Source organism: Micromonospora sp. NPDC048843 (assembly GCF_040649965.1).
GTDB classification, from domain to species: Bacteria; Actinomycetota; Actinomycetes; order Mycobacteriales; family Micromonosporaceae; genus Micromonospora; species Micromonospora hortensis.
In genome coordinates, this window is the sequence record NZ_JBEZGJ010000020.1 from 46,802 (window position 1) to 64,196 (window position 17,395).

Genomic DNA, 17,395 nt, shown 5'->3' on the forward strand with positions numbered 1-17,395 from the left:
GAAATATGTCTCGCACTGACGAAGTGGTCAACGGCATCAAGCGGATGATCCTCGAAGGGCAGTTCCGGCCCGGGGACCGGTTGCCCATCGAGAAGGACCTCGCCGAGCAGCTCGGTGTCTCGCGGGGGTCGCTGCGCGAGGGGATGTCGGCCCTGTCGATCCTGGGCATCGTCAACATCCGCCAGGGTGACGGCACCTACGTCACCAACCTCGACGCGCCACAACTGCTGGCCCCGATGGGTTTCGTGGTGGACTTCCAGGGCCAGGGCGACCCCCGGCACATCCACACCGTTCGCCGGCTGCTGGAGTGCGAGGCCGCCTGTCTGGCGGCGACCAGGATCACCGACGAGGCCCTGGCCCAGGCGGGTGACCTGCTCGACGAGGCGGCCCGGTTGATCGGCCAGTCACCGCCGGACCACGAGCGGATCATGGAGATCGACATCGCCTTCCACCGGATCATCGCGGTGCACGCCGAGAATCCGGTGCTCGTCGGCCTGATCGAGGCGTTCGCCGGGCGCACCATCCGCGGCCGGCTCTGGCGGAGTCTGCATGAGGAGGGCGCGGACCTGCGCACCCATCACGAACACGTGGCGATCCTGAAGGCCCTCGTGGCGCGCGACCCGGAGCGGGCGCGCACCCGGATGGCCAACCACCTGATCGGCGTGGAGGAGTCGTTGCAGGGGTTACCCGACGACGCTGACGCCAGCATCGTGACGGCGCGGTCGTGACGGCCGACCCTCACGGCTGCACGTCGAGCAGTCCCTCGTCGTACAACGCCGTCCAGAGCTGATCCGGGACGTCGCCACCAGACCGGCGCAGGGTTTCGGCCACCTGGGCCTCGTCCCGCATGCCGACCACTGTCGAGACCACGGCCGGGTGACGACGGACGAACGCCAACGCCGCCTGGGGCAGCGTGACGCCGTACATCTGACAGACCCGCGCTATCCGGCGGGCCTGGTCGATCACCTCTGCCGGCGCCTGCTGGTAGTCGTAGACGGCGTCGGGCGGCGGCATGTCCCGGGCCAGCAGCCCGGAGTTGTAGACACCGGCGACCACCACACCGACGTGGCGGGCCTGCGCGACGGGCAGCAGGTCGGTCAGCGCGCCCTGCTCCAACAGGGTGTACCTGCCGGCGCACATCACCACGTCCACGTCGGTCTCCGCAACGAAGCGGGCCAGCATCGCTGACTGGTTCATCCCCGCACCGACGGCACCGATGACGCCCTGCTCCCGCAGCTCCACCAGCGCCGGGATCGCCTCGTGCGCGGCCTGCGCCCAATGCTCGTCCGGATCATGCAGGTACACCACGTCGATCCGGTCCAGGCCGGTGCGCCGAAGGCTCGCCTCCAGGGAACGGCGTACGCCGTCGCGGCTGAAGTCCCAGACCCGGCGGTGGTCGGCGGGAACGGCGAACCCCTCCGGGTCCCGCCGGTGCGCCGTCTCCGGTGACGGCACGAGCAGCCGGCCGACCTTCGTCGACACCACGTACTCGCCGCGCGGGCGGGAGCGCAGGGCCGCGCCCAGGCGTCGCTCGGACAGGCCCAGGCCGTAGTGCGGTGCCGTGTCGAAGTATCGGATGCCGCCTGCCCAGGCGGTGTCCACGGCGGCGGCGAACTGCTCGTCCGAGGTCGCCCGGTAGAGATTGCCGCCCTGCGAGGCGCCGAAGCCCAGTGGGCTCAGCCGCAGCGGCGGCACGACGCCGCTGCGGGTCGCCGGACGGGCGGGATCGCGTGCATCCCGCTGGGCGACAGCCGTCACCGTTCCTCCCGATCCACGTTGGTGCTGCCGGTCATCGCCGCGACCAGATCGTCGGTGGTGACCTCGTCGGCGCGGAGTTGGGCAGCGCGCCGACCGAGGCGCAGGACCTCGACCCGGTCGGCGATCTCGAGCACCTGCGGCATGTTGTGGCTCACCAGCACCACCGACATGCCGGCGTCGCGGGCGCGCCGGACGACGTCGAGCACCCGCCCGGTCTGGACCACGCCCAGGGCCGCTGTGGGCTCGTCGAGGATGACCACGTTGGTCGCCCAGATGATGGCGCGGGCCACCGCCACGCACTGCCGCTGACCACCGGAGAGCATCGCGATCGGGGTGGTGACCCGAGGGATGCGTACGCCGAGTTCGTCCAGGGCGGCGGCGGCGCCGTGGCGCATGGCGCGCTTGTCCAACAGCCCGAGCCGGCCGAGTGGTCCGGAGCGAAGGATCTCCCGGCCGAGATACAGGTTGGCGGCCACGCTGAGGTCGTCGGCGACGGCGAGGTCCTGGTAGACCGTCTCCACCCCCGCTCGTCGGGCATCGACCGGAGTGGAGAACTGGACCGGGCGACCGCCGACCCTGATCTCGCCCTCGTCGGGTGGGTGCACACCGGACAGGGTCTTGATCAGGGTGCTCTTGCCGGCGCCGTTGTCACCGATCAGCGCGACGACCTCACCGCGGCGGACCGTGAAGTCGGCGCCACGCAGCGCCTCGACGTGCCCGAACCGCTTGACGATGCCGCGGGCTTCGAGGACCGGCGGTTCCGCCTCGGTGGGTTGCTGATCGCTGTCCGCGGTGGTTGTGGGGATTGCGACCATCACTGCACCGGCGGGTTGGCGCAGCTGGGCTCGAGCACCGCCTTGATCTCCGCCGAGTCGATGTTCTCCTTGGTGACGAACGTGACGCCGGTGTCGGCCGATGCCAGCGGCGCCTTGTCCCGGAGGTGCTTGACCATCTTGTCGACGCCGAAGTAGCCCATCTTGAACGGGTTCTGCACCACCAGCGCCGAGATCTGGCCGTTGCGCACCCCGGCGATCTCGTCCGGGGCCGCGTCCCAGCCGATGATGACCACCTTGCCGGACTTGCCGGCCGCCTGGATGGCCTGCGCGGCACCGAGCACACTCGGCTCGTTGGCGGCGAAGACGCCGGCGAGCTTGGGGTTGGCGGTGAGGATGTTCTCGGTGACCCGTCGGGCCTCGTTGACGTCACTGCGGCTCGGCTGCTGGCCGACCAACTTCAGGTTGGGGTACTGGGCGAGGCCGGCCTTGAAGCCGTCGACCCGCTCGGTGTTGGTCTGCGATCCGGGCTGGAACTCGACGAGCGCCACCTCGTGGTTGCCGGGGCCGAGTTCGGTGGCGAGCAGCTTCGCCGCCTCGGTCGCCGACGCACGGTTGTCGGTGGCGAAGAGGGGCACGTTCGAGGGCTGCGGGCTGGTGCCAGAGTCGATCATGGCAACCGGGATGTTGGCGCTGAGCGCCTTGTCGGTCGCCGGTGCCAGCGCGCTGGAGTCGGTCGCCGCGTAGACGATGCCGTCGACCTTCTTGGTGACGAAGTTCTGGATCAGGTTGACCTGGCCCTCGACGTCGGTCTCGGCGGTCACCCCGTCCCACTGGACGGTGACGTCCCCCGCGCGCTGCGCGGCGCACTCGGCGCCGGCCTTGACCGTGTTCCAGTAGTCGGCCCCGACCGCCTTGGGTACGACTGCGAGCTTCAACGGGCCGCTCGCGTCCTTGGTCGCGCCGTCGCCGCCGTCCCGGACCTCGACCCCGCCGCAGGCGCTGAGCAGAGCGGTCGCCGCTGCCGCGGCCAGGATCGCCTGCGCGCGCAGGAGTCGTCCTCGCGTCCGCCGGCTGGTGGTGGTGTGTGCCATGGTGTGTGTCCCTTCTCGTTCGGACTCTCGAAATGGCATGTCAACCCCGTGATTCCAGCCGCCGGCGGCGGTACTGGTCGAAGTAGACGGCGGCCCAGATGATCACGCCGACGATCACCTGCTGGTAGTGGATGCTGATGTCGAGTAGGACGGCGCCGTTGCGGACCAGGGCGATGAGGAACGCGCCGATGATGGTCCCGACGATGCGGCCCTGCCCGCCGAACAGGCTGGCTCCGCCGATGACGGCGGCGGCGATGACGTCGAGCTCCAGCGAGATCCCGTAGTTGGGCTGGCCGGAGTTGACCCGGGAGGCCGCGATCATGCCGCCCAGCCCGACCAGCACGCCGGCCAGCACGTACACCCCGGTGAGGTGCCGCCCGACCCGGATGCCGGAGCGGCGCGCCGCTTCCAGATTGGAGCCCATCGCGTAGGTGTACTGACCGAAGCGGGTCTGGGAGAGCAGGAAGGCGACCCCGACGGCGACCAGGACGGTGATCACCACGGCGAACGGGATGCCGAGGATCTGCCCGTTGCCGAGTAGTTGGAAGGACCGGGGCAGGCCGTAGACGCCGACGGCGCCGGTGATGATGAAGACAAGGCCGCGGCCCACGGACATCGTCCCCAGCGTCGCGATGAACGGCGGAATCCGGGCCACAGTCACCAGCAGCCCGTTCAACAGCCCCGCCAGCGCGCCGACGCCGATCGCGACCGCCGTCGCCGCCCAGAGCGAGAAGCCGAGGTCGCGCACGACCATCGCGCCCAACACACCGGCGAGCGCGGCGACCGATCCCACGGACAGGTCGATGCCCTTCGTGATGATGACCATCGTCTGGGCCGTGGCGATGATGGCGATGACCGCCGTCTGGGCCCCGATGTTGAAGAGGTTGTCCGCCGTCAGGAAGTACGGACTCGCGAAGGTCAGGGCGATGAACAGGACGACCAGCGCGGTCGCGGCGGTGAACTCGGAGACGGCGTGGGAGATCCGTTCCCGGAACCAGTCGCTGAGTTCGCCGCGCTGCGTGTCGGCGGTTGCCTCGGCGCTACTCATCGTCGGCCCTGACCTCCCCAAGCGTGGCGCCGGCGCCCGACGGGGACCCGCCGACGAGCCGAACGCCTGTGAGCGACCGACCCCGCTCGGATGGTGGTGCGGCTAGGCGCCCGCACACCCCTTGGGGATAGGTCGGATGTTTCCCACGATCAGGCGTTACCTTGCCACGCATTCACGTATGTTGCCAAGGTCTTGCGAGCATGTTTTGCCATCGTTACCTGCACCACCGAAGCCATACGTCAGACCAAATCGACATCGACTGCAGCCGCTAGCATGTTATCGATAACATCCTATGTCCCCAGGTCGAAAAGCGCTGCAGCCTCAGGACGGGGCCAGCCGGTAGACTCGGCCGGCGGTCTGGCGCCAGATCGCGGCCCGCTCGTCATCGGACAGCGGGTCCAGCAGGTCACCGAGGACGGTGACCCATCGGGTGTACGAGGTGGCGAGCAGGCACACCGGCCAGTCCGAGCCGAACATCAGCCGATCCGGCCCGAACACGTCGAGGGCGTGCTCGACTGCGGGCCGCAGGTCGGCCGTCGTCCAGGGCCCGCCGTGCACCTCGGTCACCAGACCGGAGAGCTTCGCCGTCGTGTTGGGCTCGGCCGCGAGCGCCCGCAGGTCGCGCCGCCAGTCACCGGGATCGGCGCGCCCGAGCGGGGGCTTGCCGAGGTGGTCCAGGACGAACCGCACCTGCGGCATGTCGCGGACGAGCCGGGCGGCTGCCGGAAGCTGACTGTGGCGCACCAGGAGGTCGAACGCGAGTCCGGCGGCACCGACCGCCGCGATGCCGTGCCGCACGTCGGGGCGGTCGAGATAGGTCGGGTCGGGTTCGGACTGGACCAGGTGCCGGACCCCGACCAGCCGTTCGCCTCCGCGCGCCCTTCGTAGTCGGGCGAGGCGACGGTCGACATCGGCGGCGGTGAGGTCGACCCAGCCGACGACCCCGGCGATGAGCGGGTCGTCGGCCGCGATGCCGAGCAGCTCCGGCGTCTCCGACCGAACGGCGACGGACTGGACGACAACGGTCTGGGTGACCCCTGCGGCCCGGGTCGCCGGGGCGAGCTCGAGCGGCGTGAAGTCGCCGTCGATCGCGGCCATGGTGTGCGGATCGATCCAGGGCTGTGGGTGCCGCGCCCGGACCCAGAGGTGATGATGCGCGTCGACGATGCCCGGTCGTCGCGCGACGTCACCGGTCGTCACCGGACCCGCCCTGGCGCGTTCTCGTCCACCCCACACCCCGCCCAGCCGCTGATCGAGCCCTCCGGGTCAACCCGGAGCCACAGAGTCGATCTGGCAGGTTGACCATGTTAGCGGTAACAGACTGTTGTTGAGTCCCGGAACGCGCGTCACGACCAGCTTCCGGCAGTGTCGCCTTTTGGTCTGACGAATCCACTGGCACCTGCGGCCGATCCGCCTCGTCGGCCTACCGGTATGTGGACGCGTTCGGGGCGCGGGGCCCGGGTTGACCGCCTGAGGCGGCACCGATACCGTCGACCCACTATCTGCGGCGACGCGAGGGAAGCCGGTGTGAATCCGGCGCGGTCGCGCCACTGTGAGCGTTCCCCAACCACAACCGGGGCCCGCGAGCCAGGACGCTCGGTCGTCCGCAGCCTTGCGATGGGGACGCGTCATCCCTGGGGAGGTTCGTGTATTCATGTCTAGCTCCGCTTCCAGCCAGCCGGTGGTGCACCCCGCTGGCAGTGCCCGTCTGCTGTGGACGGCTCTGGCGACCGTCGCAGTGCTCACCCTGCTGGCGTACCTCGTCGCCTTCGACCAGGGGGCGGTGTCGCGCAGCGGGATGTACCTGCACGAGCTGATGCACGACGGCCGGCACCTGCTGGGCGTCCCGTGCCACTGAACACCACCGCCGCTCCCCCGTTCCTCGCCGTCCTCGTCCGCGGGCTGCTGGCCGGCCTGATCGCCGGCCTGCTGGCCGGAGCGTTCGCGTACGTCGCCGGCGAACCGCACGTCGAGGCGGCCATCGCCATCGAGGAGGCGGCGACGCACGCCGAGCCCGCCGCTGGTGCGCACGATCACGAGGACGCCCTGGTCAGCCGGACGGGTCAGCGCGGCGGCCTGTTCCTGGCCACCGGCCTGTTCGGGGCCGCGATGGGTGGCCTGCTGGCCACGGCGTACGTCCTGCTGTCCCGTCGACGGCGCGGCGACGACGACGGGCGGTCGGGTCTGCTGCTGGCCGGTGCGGCGCTGGTCGGCGCGGTGATCGTGCCGTTCCTCAAGTACCCGGCGAACCCACCGGCGGTCGGCGACCCGGCCACCATCAACCAACGGACCGTCACCTACCTGTTGATGGTGGTGCTCGGGCTGGTGGCCGTGTGGGCCGGCTCGCTGGGCTACCGGTCGGTCGGCGGCCAGGCGCCGACGTGGTTGCGCGCCGCCGCGGCCGTGGGCGGGTTCCTGCTGGTCACGGCAGTCTCGTACGTGGTGATGCCGTCCTTCCAGGAGGTTCCGGCGGACTTCCCGGCGACCCTGCTGTGGAGTTTCCGACTGGCCTCGCTCGGCACCCAGGTCGTGCTCTGGACCGGCATCGGCCTGCTGTTCGCGGCCCTGATGCACCGCGAGCGCCGTCGCCGGGCCGGCACCGCACTGCCCGGCACGTGACCGGCACCAGCCTCCGGCTGGTCGCCCACGGTCACACCGCCGCGCTGCGCCGCGCCCACTTCGGCGGCGTCGACGACGGCCTGGACGAGGGTGGCCTGCGGGCCGCCCTCGCCCAGGCCCGCGCGGGCGCGGACCGGCGTGGGCCCCTCGGCGTGAACGCCACCTGCCTGTCCAGCCCCGCGGTGGCCGCCCGACAGACCGCCGACGCCTTTGGCCTGCTGCCGACGATCGAGACGGCGTTGGCCGACTGTGACTACGGGGGCTGGTCCGGACGGTCGCTTGAGGACATCGCTGAGTCGCAGCCGCAGGCGCTGCACGACTGGCTGTCCGCACCGGACTCCGCGCCCCACGGCGGTGAGTCCGTCACGGCCGTGCGGGATCGGGTCGGAAGCTGGCTGGACCAGCAGCACCGAGCCGGCGGACGCGTCATCGCGGTCACCCACCCACTGGTGATCCGGGTCGCCGTGGTGCACGCCCTCGGTCTTCCGATGACGACGTACCGGCAGGTGGACGTGGAGCCCCTGGCCGTCGTCCGGCTCACCAGCCAGGGCGCACGCTGGCAGCTCCGACTGGGCGCGCCGCGAGCAGGTTGAGGTCGAACCGAACGCCGCGTCGGTGGGCAGCCCTTGCAGAACGCGTCGTGACAGCAGCAGAACCGCCTGTCCTCGCGACCAGCCACACCGCCGGCGAACCGGCCCAGCGTCGCCGTCGGGACGCGGCCGAGACCCGGCAGTTGCTGCTCGACGCCGCTCGCCAGCGCTTCGCCCGGGACGGCTACGCGGCCACCACCGTCCGGGACATCGCCGACGACGCGGGCGTCAACGTGGCGCCGAGCCCGGCCGGGGCTCGGCTCTGCCTCAGCCGACGCGGGCGTGGACCAGGGCGGCGGCGCGACCCAGGGCGGCCTTCTCGACGGCGGACAGCGCGGGGTCGACCCGACGCAGACCCACGGCGTGCCGTAGTTGGCTGGCCCGGGGCGGCTCGGCGCGTCGCTGAAAGGCATCGAGGCCGTCCCGAGCAGGATCGGCGAGCTGCGGGTCCGTGCTGATCGCCACCTCGGCGAGGATGAGAGCGGTCATGGCCACGTCCAGGTCGGGCGGCCCTTCGGTCGCGTTGCGCCAATCGATGACCACCGGCCCGCGTGAGGTCACCATGATGTTCTGTGGATGCAGGTCGAGGTGCAGGACGCGGTCCGCCGGGTCGGCGCTGAACCGGACCGGCACGCTGTGAAGGCGGTCGTGCAGGCCCACGAGCAGGTCGGCGGCCGCGCCGATGCCGGTGCGCCCGGCGAGCGTCGACGCCAGGAGAGTTTCGCCGTCGAGGCGTTCGAGCACCAGGTCGGGTCCCTGGGCGTCGTACACCATGGGCACCGGGTAGCCGGCGGCCGCGACGTACGCCATCAACGCCGCCTCGGGCACGCTGTCCCCGCCCTGGCGGTAGCGGCGCAGCACCCGAGACGCGTCGAGCGCGTAGACGTCGGCGTCGCGCCCCGAGGCGAGCAGCGCGTGATCGGCCATGGCAGACGACGCTAACAGTGGATTGCGCGACAAGCGCGTGGGGCAGGCCGTGATCACGGCCCGCCCCACGCGGCTGCGCTGTCCCCGGCTCGGTGCTAGCCGGTGACGGTGAACGGTCGGGACACCTTCGTCGCCGACGTGGCGCCGTCCAGCGTGACGCCTGTCGCGCCCGCCTTCGCCGCACCCGGAACGCTGACCGTCGCGCCGGAGATGACGCCGTCACCGTTCGCGCGCACGGTGCTGACCGCCAGTCCGGTCCCGAAGGCGATCGTGACCACCTCGTTCGGCGCGAACCCGGAACCGTCGACCATGATCGACGTGCCGCGCGGGCCCGAGGTGGTCAACAGCGCCACCCGCGGCTGGTAGGTCCGCGCCTCCGGCTGCCCGGTCACCTGGACGGTGGCCGTGGCCGGCGTACGCGAGGACGCACCCGTCGCGGTGACGGCGTACCGGCCGGGTTGCGCGTCACCGGAGGTCGGCACCGAGGCGCGGACCGTTCCCGTCGCGGAGGCCGCGACCTTCATGCTCCGGCCCGGGTCGGTGCCGACGCTGACTGTCACCTGCTCGCCGGCGGCGAAGCCGCTGCCGGTGACAACGATCGCGCCACCGGTGGTGACGGCGCCGGACGCGGACAGCGCGATCGCCGGCTGCGATCCGCCCCGAGCCACTGTCACGGTGAAGGAGCCGGTGCTGCTCGACAGCGTGTCCCACGCGGTGACGCGCACCGTGTAGGTGCCCTCCCGTGCGTAGGTGTGCTGGCCGCTCATCGCACCGGACGCGCCGATCGTCACGTCGTCCGGAACCGTGCCGTCGCCCCACTGGACGCGGGCGCGGTAGCCCGTCGTACCGGGAACGCCGCCGGTCACCGCACCGAGGTTCGCCGCGAGGGCCTGCCCGGCGGTGGCCGTCTGGTTCTTCGGGGCAGCTGTCGTCAGCGCAGGGGCGGGCGTGCCGTCGTTGGCCACGGCGAACACGTGGATCCGACCCGCCGAGCGAGGGTCACCGGTCTGCGTCGGCAGGGTCACCGACACCAGCGTCTTGCCCGCCGGAATCTGGTACGGCGCGGTGGCGAAGAGGAACGGCTGGGCGCCGTCGCGGCTCGTGCCCTGCAACCGGTACGCCGTACGGGCGACGATGATGTTGCCGTAGGACGGGGTGCCGTTGGCGTTGCCGCCCAGCGTCCAGTCGCTCAACTGGATCGGAATGCTGGCCGTGCTGCCGTCGCTGAACGTCGCCGTGCCGGTGGTGCTCTGGTTGCCCTGCGTTCCGGCGCCGACGAACGAGATGCTCTTCGCGTCCTCCGGAAGGTCCAGGACGACTGTCGCCCCGTTGCCGGTGGCGTTGTCCGGCTGCCCGGCCGGGATCACCGGCAGTGTGAACCGCAGCGCGGTTCCGGGAACCTGCTGGGCCTGGCCCTGGGTGGCGCCACCGGCCGCCAGGGCGGCCCGTGAGTACGCCCACGACTTGGCGTCACAGTCCGCCGCCAGGACCCCTTCGTCACCGACGCAGACGTTGTCGAACGCGGCGGTGAGACCGGAGGCCGGGGCGTACGCCACCTCGACGCCGACCGTCGCGGAGCTCTGGCTTTCGCCGTCGGTCACCGTAACGTTCGCCTGGTGGTAGCCGGGCGTGGTGTAGGTGTGCGCCCCGCCGATGCGGTAGACGGCCCGCGAGCTCAACGTCACGGTGCCCGCGGTGACCGGCGTGCCGTCACCCCAGTCGATGGTGGCCTGGTAACCGCTGGCGTCGCCGCCGGTGACGGTGGCCAACGGCACCGAGACGGCTACGCCGGTGGTCGCGTGCACGCCGTCCGCGGCGGTGACGGTGATGTCGCCGCCCCCGAGGTCGAGGTCACCTCCGGCGAGCAGCTCGACCTCGGCGAGGGTGGTCTGCGCGGCCCCGACGGTCTTCGTGACGGCGAGGCGGAACTGAGCGAACCGTCCCGGCTTGTCGATCGAGTACGGGCGGGTCTGGTTGCGCCACGGGAACACCTGGCCGGCGCGGGAGTCCACAGTGGTCCAGGTGAGGCCGTCGTTGGAGCCCTGCAGGCGCCAGTCCGCCGGATCGCCGGCAGCGGCCCCGGACGTGACGGTGTAGTACTTCGGCTTCTGCTTGCCACCACGGAAGGCCCAGGTGATCTGAGGGGTCGCCGAGGCGAAGGTCAGCTGCGTGGTCGACGAGTCGTCGAATAGCTTCGACGCGTCCTGACCGCCGGTAGCGGTCGCGGTGCCGAGACCGGGGCCGCTGACGTCCTGCAACGGCTTCGGCACCCCGTCACCCTTGGTCAGCGACGGCGGCGCGTCGTTCCTGCCGGTGCCCCACGACGACGGCCGGGAGCCCATCTGGAAGTCGATGGTGCCGCCCTTGGCGAGCGCCGCCACATCCACTGACAGGCCGCGCTGCTTCTTGCCGTTGACCTTCACGTCCTGCACATAGACGTTCGCCGCGCTGTTGTTCGGCGCGTTGACGACGATGTCACCGCTGCTGCGGCGCACTGTCATCCGGGTGAACTGCGGCGAGCCGATCGCCCACTCGGACGACCCGGCCTGCAACGGATAGATGCCCAGCGAGCTGAGGATGTACCAGGACGACATCTCACCGTTGTCCTCGTCGCCCAGGTAGCCCTGGCCAATCTCACTGCCGACGTAGAGACGGCGCAGAATCTCCCGTACCGTCTCCTGGGTCCTGGCCGGCGCTCCAGCGACGTTGTACATGTACGGGATGTGGTGCGACGGCTGGTTGCTCATGCCGAGCTGACCCATCCGCACCGCGCGCGCTTCGAGCATCTCGTGGATGACGCCGCCGTACCCACCGGGGCGGTCGGCGTTCTCCGGGGTGGTGAAGAACGCGTCGAGCTTGTCCCGCAGCGCCTTCTGCCCGCCGTACAGGTTGATCAGGCCCTGGCCGTCCTGCTGAGCGGTGAACGCGAAGTTCCACCCGTTGGTCTCGGTGTAGACGCCACCCCAGTCCAGCGGGTCACCGGCGAGGAAGTTGCCGGCGGCGTCGCGGCCCTGGAAGAGCTTCGTCTTCGGGTCGAAGAGGTGGACGTAGTTGCGGGCCCGCTCCAGGAAGTACCGCGACTCCTCCTTGAGCCGGGCGCGCTCGGACTTCGGCGTGGCCGGGTCCTTGGCGAGCGCCGCGCCCATGTTGCCGATGCCGAAGTCGTTGATGTAGCCCTCCAGCGCCCAGGACACCGACTCCCCGGTGGACGTCGGCGTGTAGCCGAGGAACAGGGAGCTCTCGATGCCCTTACGCCCGACCGCGCTGCGTCCGGACGCCACCGTCGCGTCCTTGACGGCCGCGTCGTACGCCGCGAGCGGGTCGGGCAGCTTGACCCCGGTGAGGTACGCCTGGGCCAGCGCCACGTTCGCGCTGGTGCCGGTCATCAGGTCGGCGTAGCCGGGGGACGACCAGCGGGCGATCCAGCCGCCGTCGCGGTAGTGCTGGACGAACCCGTCGGAGATCTTCGCGGCGACGTCCGGGTACAGCAGCGCGTAGGCGGGCCACACGGTGCGGTAGGTGTCCCAGAAGCCGTTGTTGACGTAGATCTGTCCGTCGACGATCTTCGCGCCGGTCCGGGTGGGGGTGGACGCGCCGGTCGGCGCCGAGACCGGGCTCGCGTACTGCCAGCGCGGCGCGGCGGCGGTGCCGGTGTTCTCCGACTGCGAGTTCGGGTAGAGGTTCAGCCGGTACAGGTTCGAGTACATCGTGACCAACTGCGACTCGGTGGCGTCCCGCAGCTCGACCCGGCCGAGCCGGTCCTTCCACGCGGCCGTCGCTGCGGAGTGGATCTGGTCGAAGCTCTTGCCGGTGACCTCGAGATCGAGGTTGCGGCGCGCCTGGTCCACGGAGAGGAACGACGTGGCGAGACGCATCGTCACCTCCCGCGAGCCGGAGATGTCGAAGGTGGCAGAGGTCGCGGCGGACGCCGTCGGCGCCCGGTCGAAGGCGCCGGAGACGAACATCCGGCTACGACCGGCCGACAGGCCGCTTCCGTTGTCGACCCAACCGGTGAACGTCCCGTCCGTGCCGATGGTGAACGTGCCGTTGTGGAAGACGAGGCTTCCGGTCGCCTGCCCGGTGGGGAAGGTGAACCGCATGATCCCGGCGTGGTCGGTGGGCGACATCTCCGTGACCAGGCCGTTCTGGAGCGTGACCCGGTAGAGGTCCGGCTGCGCCGTCTCGTCGTCGTGACTGAAGGCGACAGCACGACTGGCGGGCTGACCGGTGAGCGGACCTCCACCGACGACCGGCATGACGGACATCTGGTTACGGTCACCCATCCAGGGGCTGGGCTCGTGGGAGATCGCGAGGCCCTGAAGCATGGGCAGGTTGGCCTCGTTGTTCTTCCGGTGGTACTCGTACTCCCACGAGTCGGAGGTCGCGTCGGTCACCGGGGTGAAGAAGTTGAACCCGTTCGGCACTGCGGTGATCGGCAGGTTGTTCCCGCGCGAGAAGCCGCCCGTCGAGTTGGTGCCCCGTCGGGTGTCGACGTAGTTGGTCAGCTTCGAGCCGTCGATCGACGCCGGGGCGGCCGTCAACTCGATGTCGTCGAGCCAACCCTGGAACCGGGTCTCCCCGGTGGCCTGCGGATTGTCGTACGCGAGCAGGATGCGGTCGATCGTCTTGCCCCGCGCGACGGTGCCCAGGTCGGCCTGCACCAGGTTCCACTGGTCGGCGAAGAGCACCTTCGAGGCGCCCTGACCGGCGCCCGTCAGCGGGTAGCCGTGCTGGTCGGCGGGCGAGCGACCACTGAGGTAACTGCCGTCGGTGAAGTGCAGGTCGACGGCGGTGTAGGTGGACGGGTACCGCCCGTCGCCATTGGTGAACTCGGGAAAGATCTTGTACGACAGTCGGGTCTTCGGCCCGACCGGGATGGTGACGTCGAAGAGCTTGTTCGTCGCGTACGACCGGCCGTTGCCCTCGGCGCCGCCGGAGTAGCGCAGCGCGGCCAGCCCGGTGAACCCGACGTCCGGCTTCGTGGTGTAGCCGCCGTTCGGGCCGGCGGTCGCCTCGCTGACCATGGGGGTGGCCGGCGGGCGGACGTCCGAGCCGTCGCTGATGTTCCAGTCGGCGAGCTGCACGAGCGAGTCACCGGAGTTAGCTGTGACGTTGAGGCGGTAGAAGCCGTAGGCGTTCGGGTTGGTGAAGCTGTACGTCTTGGTGGCGAAACGCCCGCTGAACTTCTCGCCGGCGCGCTTGTCCAGGTCGGTCCAGGTGCTGCCGTCGTTCGACCCCTGGACGACGAAGTCCTTCGGGTCCCGGGTCGGCGCGTCGTCGGCAGCGGTCAGCGAGTAGCGCGCCACCGTCGCCGGCTTGGCGAGTTGGTAGGTCACCCAGCCGGTGGACGCGAACACGAGCCACTTGGTCGACGGATCGTCGTCAGTGAGGTTCGCGGCGATCTCCCGTGGCGGGTTCTCGTCGCTCGCGGTCACGGCACTGACCTGGCCGAGCAGGCTGCCGGGCAGCGATGCGACAGTGCCACTCAGGTTGGCCTGGACCGGCTTACCGTTCGGGCCGACCTCAGCGGTGCTGGTGGCGGGCTGCGGGTCGGCGGACTCGAACGAGGAGGTGAAGTTGCCCGGCGGTGCGGGGTTGGGGGCAGCGTTCGCCAGGGGCGCGGCGACGAGCAGGCCCAGCGGTAGCAGGGCGGCTGTTGTCGCCGCGATCAGGCGGGGTGAGAGGGAGCGCGCAAGGGGGGTGTGCGACATGGGGGACGGAGCCTTTCGACTCGAACCGGGTCGAGTACGTCGAACGTCTGGGCAGTGTGGATCGGGTGGCGGGTCGGAGCCCTGACATCGTTGTCATGAGAGTTCGTGAGCAACGGGAGCCGGGACGGGTGGACTGCCGCTGATAGTTCCGGGCGCAGCACGGCCGTGTCAACGGGTTGATCACGCCGAAACGGGCACGCCCTCACCGGGCCCCGGCGGTCGAGGTGCGGGCCTCGACGCCGTCCGACGACGTACGCCGAGGCCCGGCCACGGTTCAGCAGTAGAGGTTGGCTCCGGCGGACACCCCGAGGATGCCGACGAACTGCTGGTACCTGGTGACGCGACTCTGCACCTGGGCGGGGTTTCCGCCGTTGCACTCGATCGAGCCGTTGATGCTGCGGATCGTCTGGCCGAACCCGGCGCCGTTGACCATCGCGTTGTGGGCGGTCATCGTGCCCGGCCCATTCTGGGTCATCCAGTACCAGATACCGGTCTTCCAGGCCACTGCGGCGTCGGTCTGCACCAGCCACGGGTTGGTCAGCAGTGGCAGGTTGAGGGCGTTGCCAGCGGCGTTGTAGTTGAAGTTCCAACTGAGCTGGATCGGCCCCCGACCGTAGTAGGCGGCCTGCCCGGCGGGGCAGCCGTACGGCTGACCGGGGTCGCAGTAGTGCGGGTAGTTCGCGGTGTTCTGCTCGACCACGTGCACGAGCCCGCCGGTCTCGTGATAGACGTTCGCCAGGAAGGCCGCGGCCTCCTGACGCTGGACTGTCGCACTGCCGCTGCGCGCGAACGCCGGGTAGGCGTTGAGGGCGGCGACGAGCCCGGAGTACGTGTAGAAGGAGTTGCGGCCTGGGAACATCTGGTTGAACTGGGCCTCGGTGACCACGAAGCCGCCCGGGTTGGTGGGCGGCGGGGTGGTCGGTGGCTGACCGCCACAGGTGTAGGGCTCCCAGTACCAGGTGCTCACGACGGGGTCGTAACCCGGATTGTCGTGCTCGGCGATGTAGTAGGAACCGTTTGTGTACCGCACGATCGCCCCGGTGGCGTACCAGGTTCCGGCGGTCCAGTTCGGGTAGCTACAGGTCCCGCCGGTGGGCGGCGTGGTGCCCCCGCCGCACGCGCCGAGATCCTCCCAGACACCGGTCGTGCCCGGCGGCGCCTCGTTCTGGGTCCACCACTTCGCCCGGTAGTTGCGGCCGTTGTGGGAGACCTGGGCGTCTCCCCAGTAGACGGCCGAGGCCTGCCACGATGCCGAGCAGGCCGCCGCCGACGCGGCGGTGGCCGGGATGACCGCAACCAGCCCGCCGGCGACGATCAGTGCCGCCAGCGCGACCAGCGCGCGCAGTCTCGTCATGGGATCACTCCTTTCTGGGACCTCACTGGCCGAAACCAGAGCGGATATCGACCGAGATGACTGTAACATCATCTGTTCACAATCTTTACTATTCAGCGCGGCGGGGCACGACGGGCGTGACGGTGGACCCGGCGATCGACGATCGATAATTCCGGCCACTTTCCGGATCACGTCGCGAACAGACCGATCGATCGACGTGATCGAGGCGGCATCGGAACCCCACTCCAACCGAGGCGCGCCTGGATCAACCCCCGAGCGAGGCGCCTGAGTTGTTACGAGGATGTTCCGGAACTTGTTGACGCGTTGGAATTCCCGCTGTAATACTTCGATCCATTGGGGTCAATGCGATCGGCTTCGTTGCGGTTTCCGCTCCACCTACCCACTTATCCACACCTGTCCGGACTGTGCTGCCCGCCCCCGGGCGCGTCCGGGCCTGCGCGAAGGGACACCAGATGAGCAGGCTCTTCCCCCGCACGGCCCTGTGGTCCAGGCGGTTGCGCGCGGCGCTCGCCGTCCTGGCCACCGCCGTCGCCATGTGCGGCGTCGTCATCGCGGCCACCTCCACCCCGTCGAGCGCCGCCGCCTGCAACGGCTACGTCGGCCTCACCTTCGACGACGGTCCGACCGGCAGCACCAGCTCGCTGCTGAACGTGCTGCGAGCCAACGGCGTACGGGCCACCATGTTCAACGTCGGGCAGAACGTCCAGAACAACCGGTCGGCCGCGCAGGCACAGGTGGCCGCCGGCATGTGGGTGGCCAACCACAGCTGGAACCACGCCCACATGACCTCGATGAGTCAGGCTCAGATGCAGTCGGACCTCTCCCAGACCAGCTCGGCGATCCAGTCGGCCACCGGCAGCCGACCGGTGCTGTTCCGGCCGCCGTACGGCGAGACCAACTCCACGTTGCAGTCCGTCGCGTCGTCACTGGGCATGCGCCAGATCCTCTGGGACGTGGACTCCCAGGACTGGAACGGCGCCAGCGTCAGCCAGATCGTGGCCAACGCGAGCCGACTCCAGGCCGGTCAGGTCATCCTGATGCACGACGGGATCCAGAACACCCGCGACGCCATCGGACAGATCATGGCGAACCTGACCAGCCGCAACCTGTGTCCCGGAATGATCTCGCCGTCGACGGGGCGCGCCGTCGCGCCGGACGGAACCACCCCGCCGCCCACCACCACCCCGCCGCCCGCCGGCGGCACCTGCACCGCGACCGCCACGACCCCCAACGTCTGGGGCGACCGGTACAACACGTCGGTGACGGTCAGCGGCGCCAGCACGTGGACGGTGGTCGTGGCCATCACCTCGCCGCAGCGGGTCACCACCATCTGGAACGGCACCGCCACCTGGGACAGCAGTGGGACAGTCATGACCATGCGGTCCAACGGCAGCGGCAACACCTTCGGCTTCACCACGATGACCAACGGCAACAGCAGCGCCCGCCCACAGATTCGCTCCTGCACCTCGGGCTGACATCGCCCAGGTTGAGACGTGCGCGGTGGGTGCGCCCGGCACCCAC

The 17,395-nt window shown here is 70.2% G+C and carries 13 protein-coding genes, 1 pseudogene and 1 riboswitch; of the genes and pseudogenes, 6 read left to right on the forward strand and 8 right to left on the reverse strand.

From position 1 onward, the window contains the following. The first annotated feature begins 5 nt into the window (after window positions 1–5). Complete coding sequence (locus tag AB0C20_RS07620) at window positions 6–728, forward strand: FadR/GntR family transcriptional regulator (RefSeq protein ID WP_328654832.1); 723 nt, start codon at window positions 6–8, stop codon at window positions 726–728. A gap of 10 nt (window positions 729–738) precedes the next feature. Here the strand turns inward: AB0C20_RS07620 and AB0C20_RS07625 are convergent, their stop codons facing one another. From AB0C20_RS07625 to AB0C20_RS07645, 5 genes are all read right to left on the reverse strand, one after another. Further along, window positions 739–1,758, reverse strand: coding sequence for an aldo/keto reductase (locus AB0C20_RS07625; protein ID WP_357185775.1), 1,020 nt, complete (start codon window positions 1,756–1,758; stop codon window positions 739–741). Continuing rightward, on the reverse strand, window positions 1,755–2,573 hold the full coding sequence (locus AB0C20_RS07630; protein WP_357185772.1) for an ATP-binding cassette domain-containing protein: 819 nt from the start codon (window positions 2,571–2,573) through the stop codon (window positions 1,755–1,757). The genes AB0C20_RS07625 and AB0C20_RS07630 overlap by 4 nt, the downstream gene beginning before the upstream one ends. Further along, window positions 2,573–3,625 carry an ABC transporter substrate-binding protein gene (locus tag AB0C20_RS07635; RefSeq protein WP_328654835.1) on the reverse strand — a complete coding sequence of 351 codons (1,053 nt, stop codon included), beginning with the start codon at window positions 3,623–3,625 and terminating at the stop codon, window positions 2,573–2,575. Before AB0C20_RS07635 ends, AB0C20_RS07630 begins: the two co-directional genes overlap by 1 nt. Before the next feature lie 40 nt (window positions 3,626–3,665). Further along, window positions 3,666–4,673 carry an ABC transporter permease gene (locus AB0C20_RS07640; RefSeq protein WP_357185768.1) on the reverse strand — a complete coding sequence of 336 codons (1,008 nt, stop codon included), beginning with the start codon at window positions 4,671–4,673 and terminating at the stop codon, window positions 3,666–3,668. A gap of 321 nt (window positions 4,674–4,994) precedes the next feature. Beyond that, window positions 4,995–5,873 (reverse strand): amidohydrolase family protein, encoded by an 879-nt coding sequence (locus AB0C20_RS07645; protein WP_357567605.1) that lies wholly within the window; start codon window positions 5,871–5,873, stop codon window positions 4,995–4,997. A gap of 317 nt (window positions 5,874–6,190) precedes the next feature. Beyond that, window positions 6,191–6,269: riboswitch (cobalamin riboswitch) on the forward strand. A 58-nt stretch (window positions 6,270–6,327) separates the two neighbouring features. Between AB0C20_RS07645 and AB0C20_RS07650 the strand changes: the two genes are divergently transcribed. The 4 genes and pseudogenes from AB0C20_RS07650 to AB0C20_RS07665 all read left to right on the forward strand — a co-directional run. Then, a complete protein-coding gene (locus AB0C20_RS07650) occupies window positions 6,328–6,531 on the forward strand; it encodes a CbtB domain-containing protein (protein ID WP_124822026.1) in 204 nt (67 codons plus the stop codon). After that, window positions 6,522–7,292, forward strand: a complete 771-nt coding sequence (locus AB0C20_RS07655) for a CbtA family protein (RefSeq protein WP_357567606.1) — start codon at window positions 6,522–6,524, stop codon at window positions 7,290–7,292. The genes AB0C20_RS07650 and AB0C20_RS07655 overlap by 10 nt, the downstream gene beginning before the upstream one ends. Continuing rightward, the gene (locus AB0C20_RS07660; protein WP_357567607.1) at window positions 7,289–7,885 is read left to right on the forward strand and encodes a histidine phosphatase family protein; all 597 of its coding nucleotides are present in this window, start codon (window positions 7,289–7,291) and stop codon (window positions 7,883–7,885) included. Before AB0C20_RS07655 ends, AB0C20_RS07660 begins: the two co-directional genes overlap by 4 nt. A 47-nt stretch (window positions 7,886–7,932) precedes the next feature. Beyond that, window positions 7,933–8,106 (forward strand): annotated as a pseudogene (locus AB0C20_RS07665) (TetR family transcriptional regulator); the annotation flags it as partial. Window positions 8,107–8,149: 43 nt separating this feature from the next. On the opposite strand, the gene AB0C20_RS07670 reads toward AB0C20_RS07665, so the two are convergent. From AB0C20_RS07670 to AB0C20_RS07680, 3 genes are all read right to left on the reverse strand, one after another. After that, entirely contained in the window at window positions 8,150–8,809 is a 660-nt protein-coding gene (locus tag AB0C20_RS07670; protein WP_357567608.1) for a phosphotransferase, read from the reverse strand. Window positions 8,810–8,904: 95 nt separating this feature from the next. Further along, window positions 8,905–14,520 carry a GH92 family glycosyl hydrolase gene (locus AB0C20_RS07675; RefSeq protein WP_357185752.1) on the reverse strand — a complete coding sequence of 1,872 codons (5,616 nt, stop codon included), beginning with the start codon at window positions 14,518–14,520 and terminating at the stop codon, window positions 8,905–8,907. Window positions 14,521–14,794: 274 nt separating this feature from the next. After that, complete coding sequence (locus tag AB0C20_RS07680) at window positions 14,795–15,874, reverse strand: glycoside hydrolase family 19 protein (RefSeq protein WP_357185749.1); 1,080 nt, start codon at window positions 15,872–15,874, stop codon at window positions 14,795–14,797. A 452-nt stretch (window positions 15,875–16,326) separates the two neighbouring features. Between AB0C20_RS07680 and AB0C20_RS07685 the strand changes: the two genes are divergently transcribed. After that, on the forward strand, window positions 16,327–17,349 hold the full coding sequence (locus tag AB0C20_RS07685; RefSeq protein WP_357185746.1) for a polysaccharide deacetylase family protein: 1,023 nt from the start codon (window positions 16,327–16,329) through the stop codon (window positions 17,347–17,349). The last annotated feature ends 46 nt before the right edge of the window (window positions 17,350–17,395 follow it).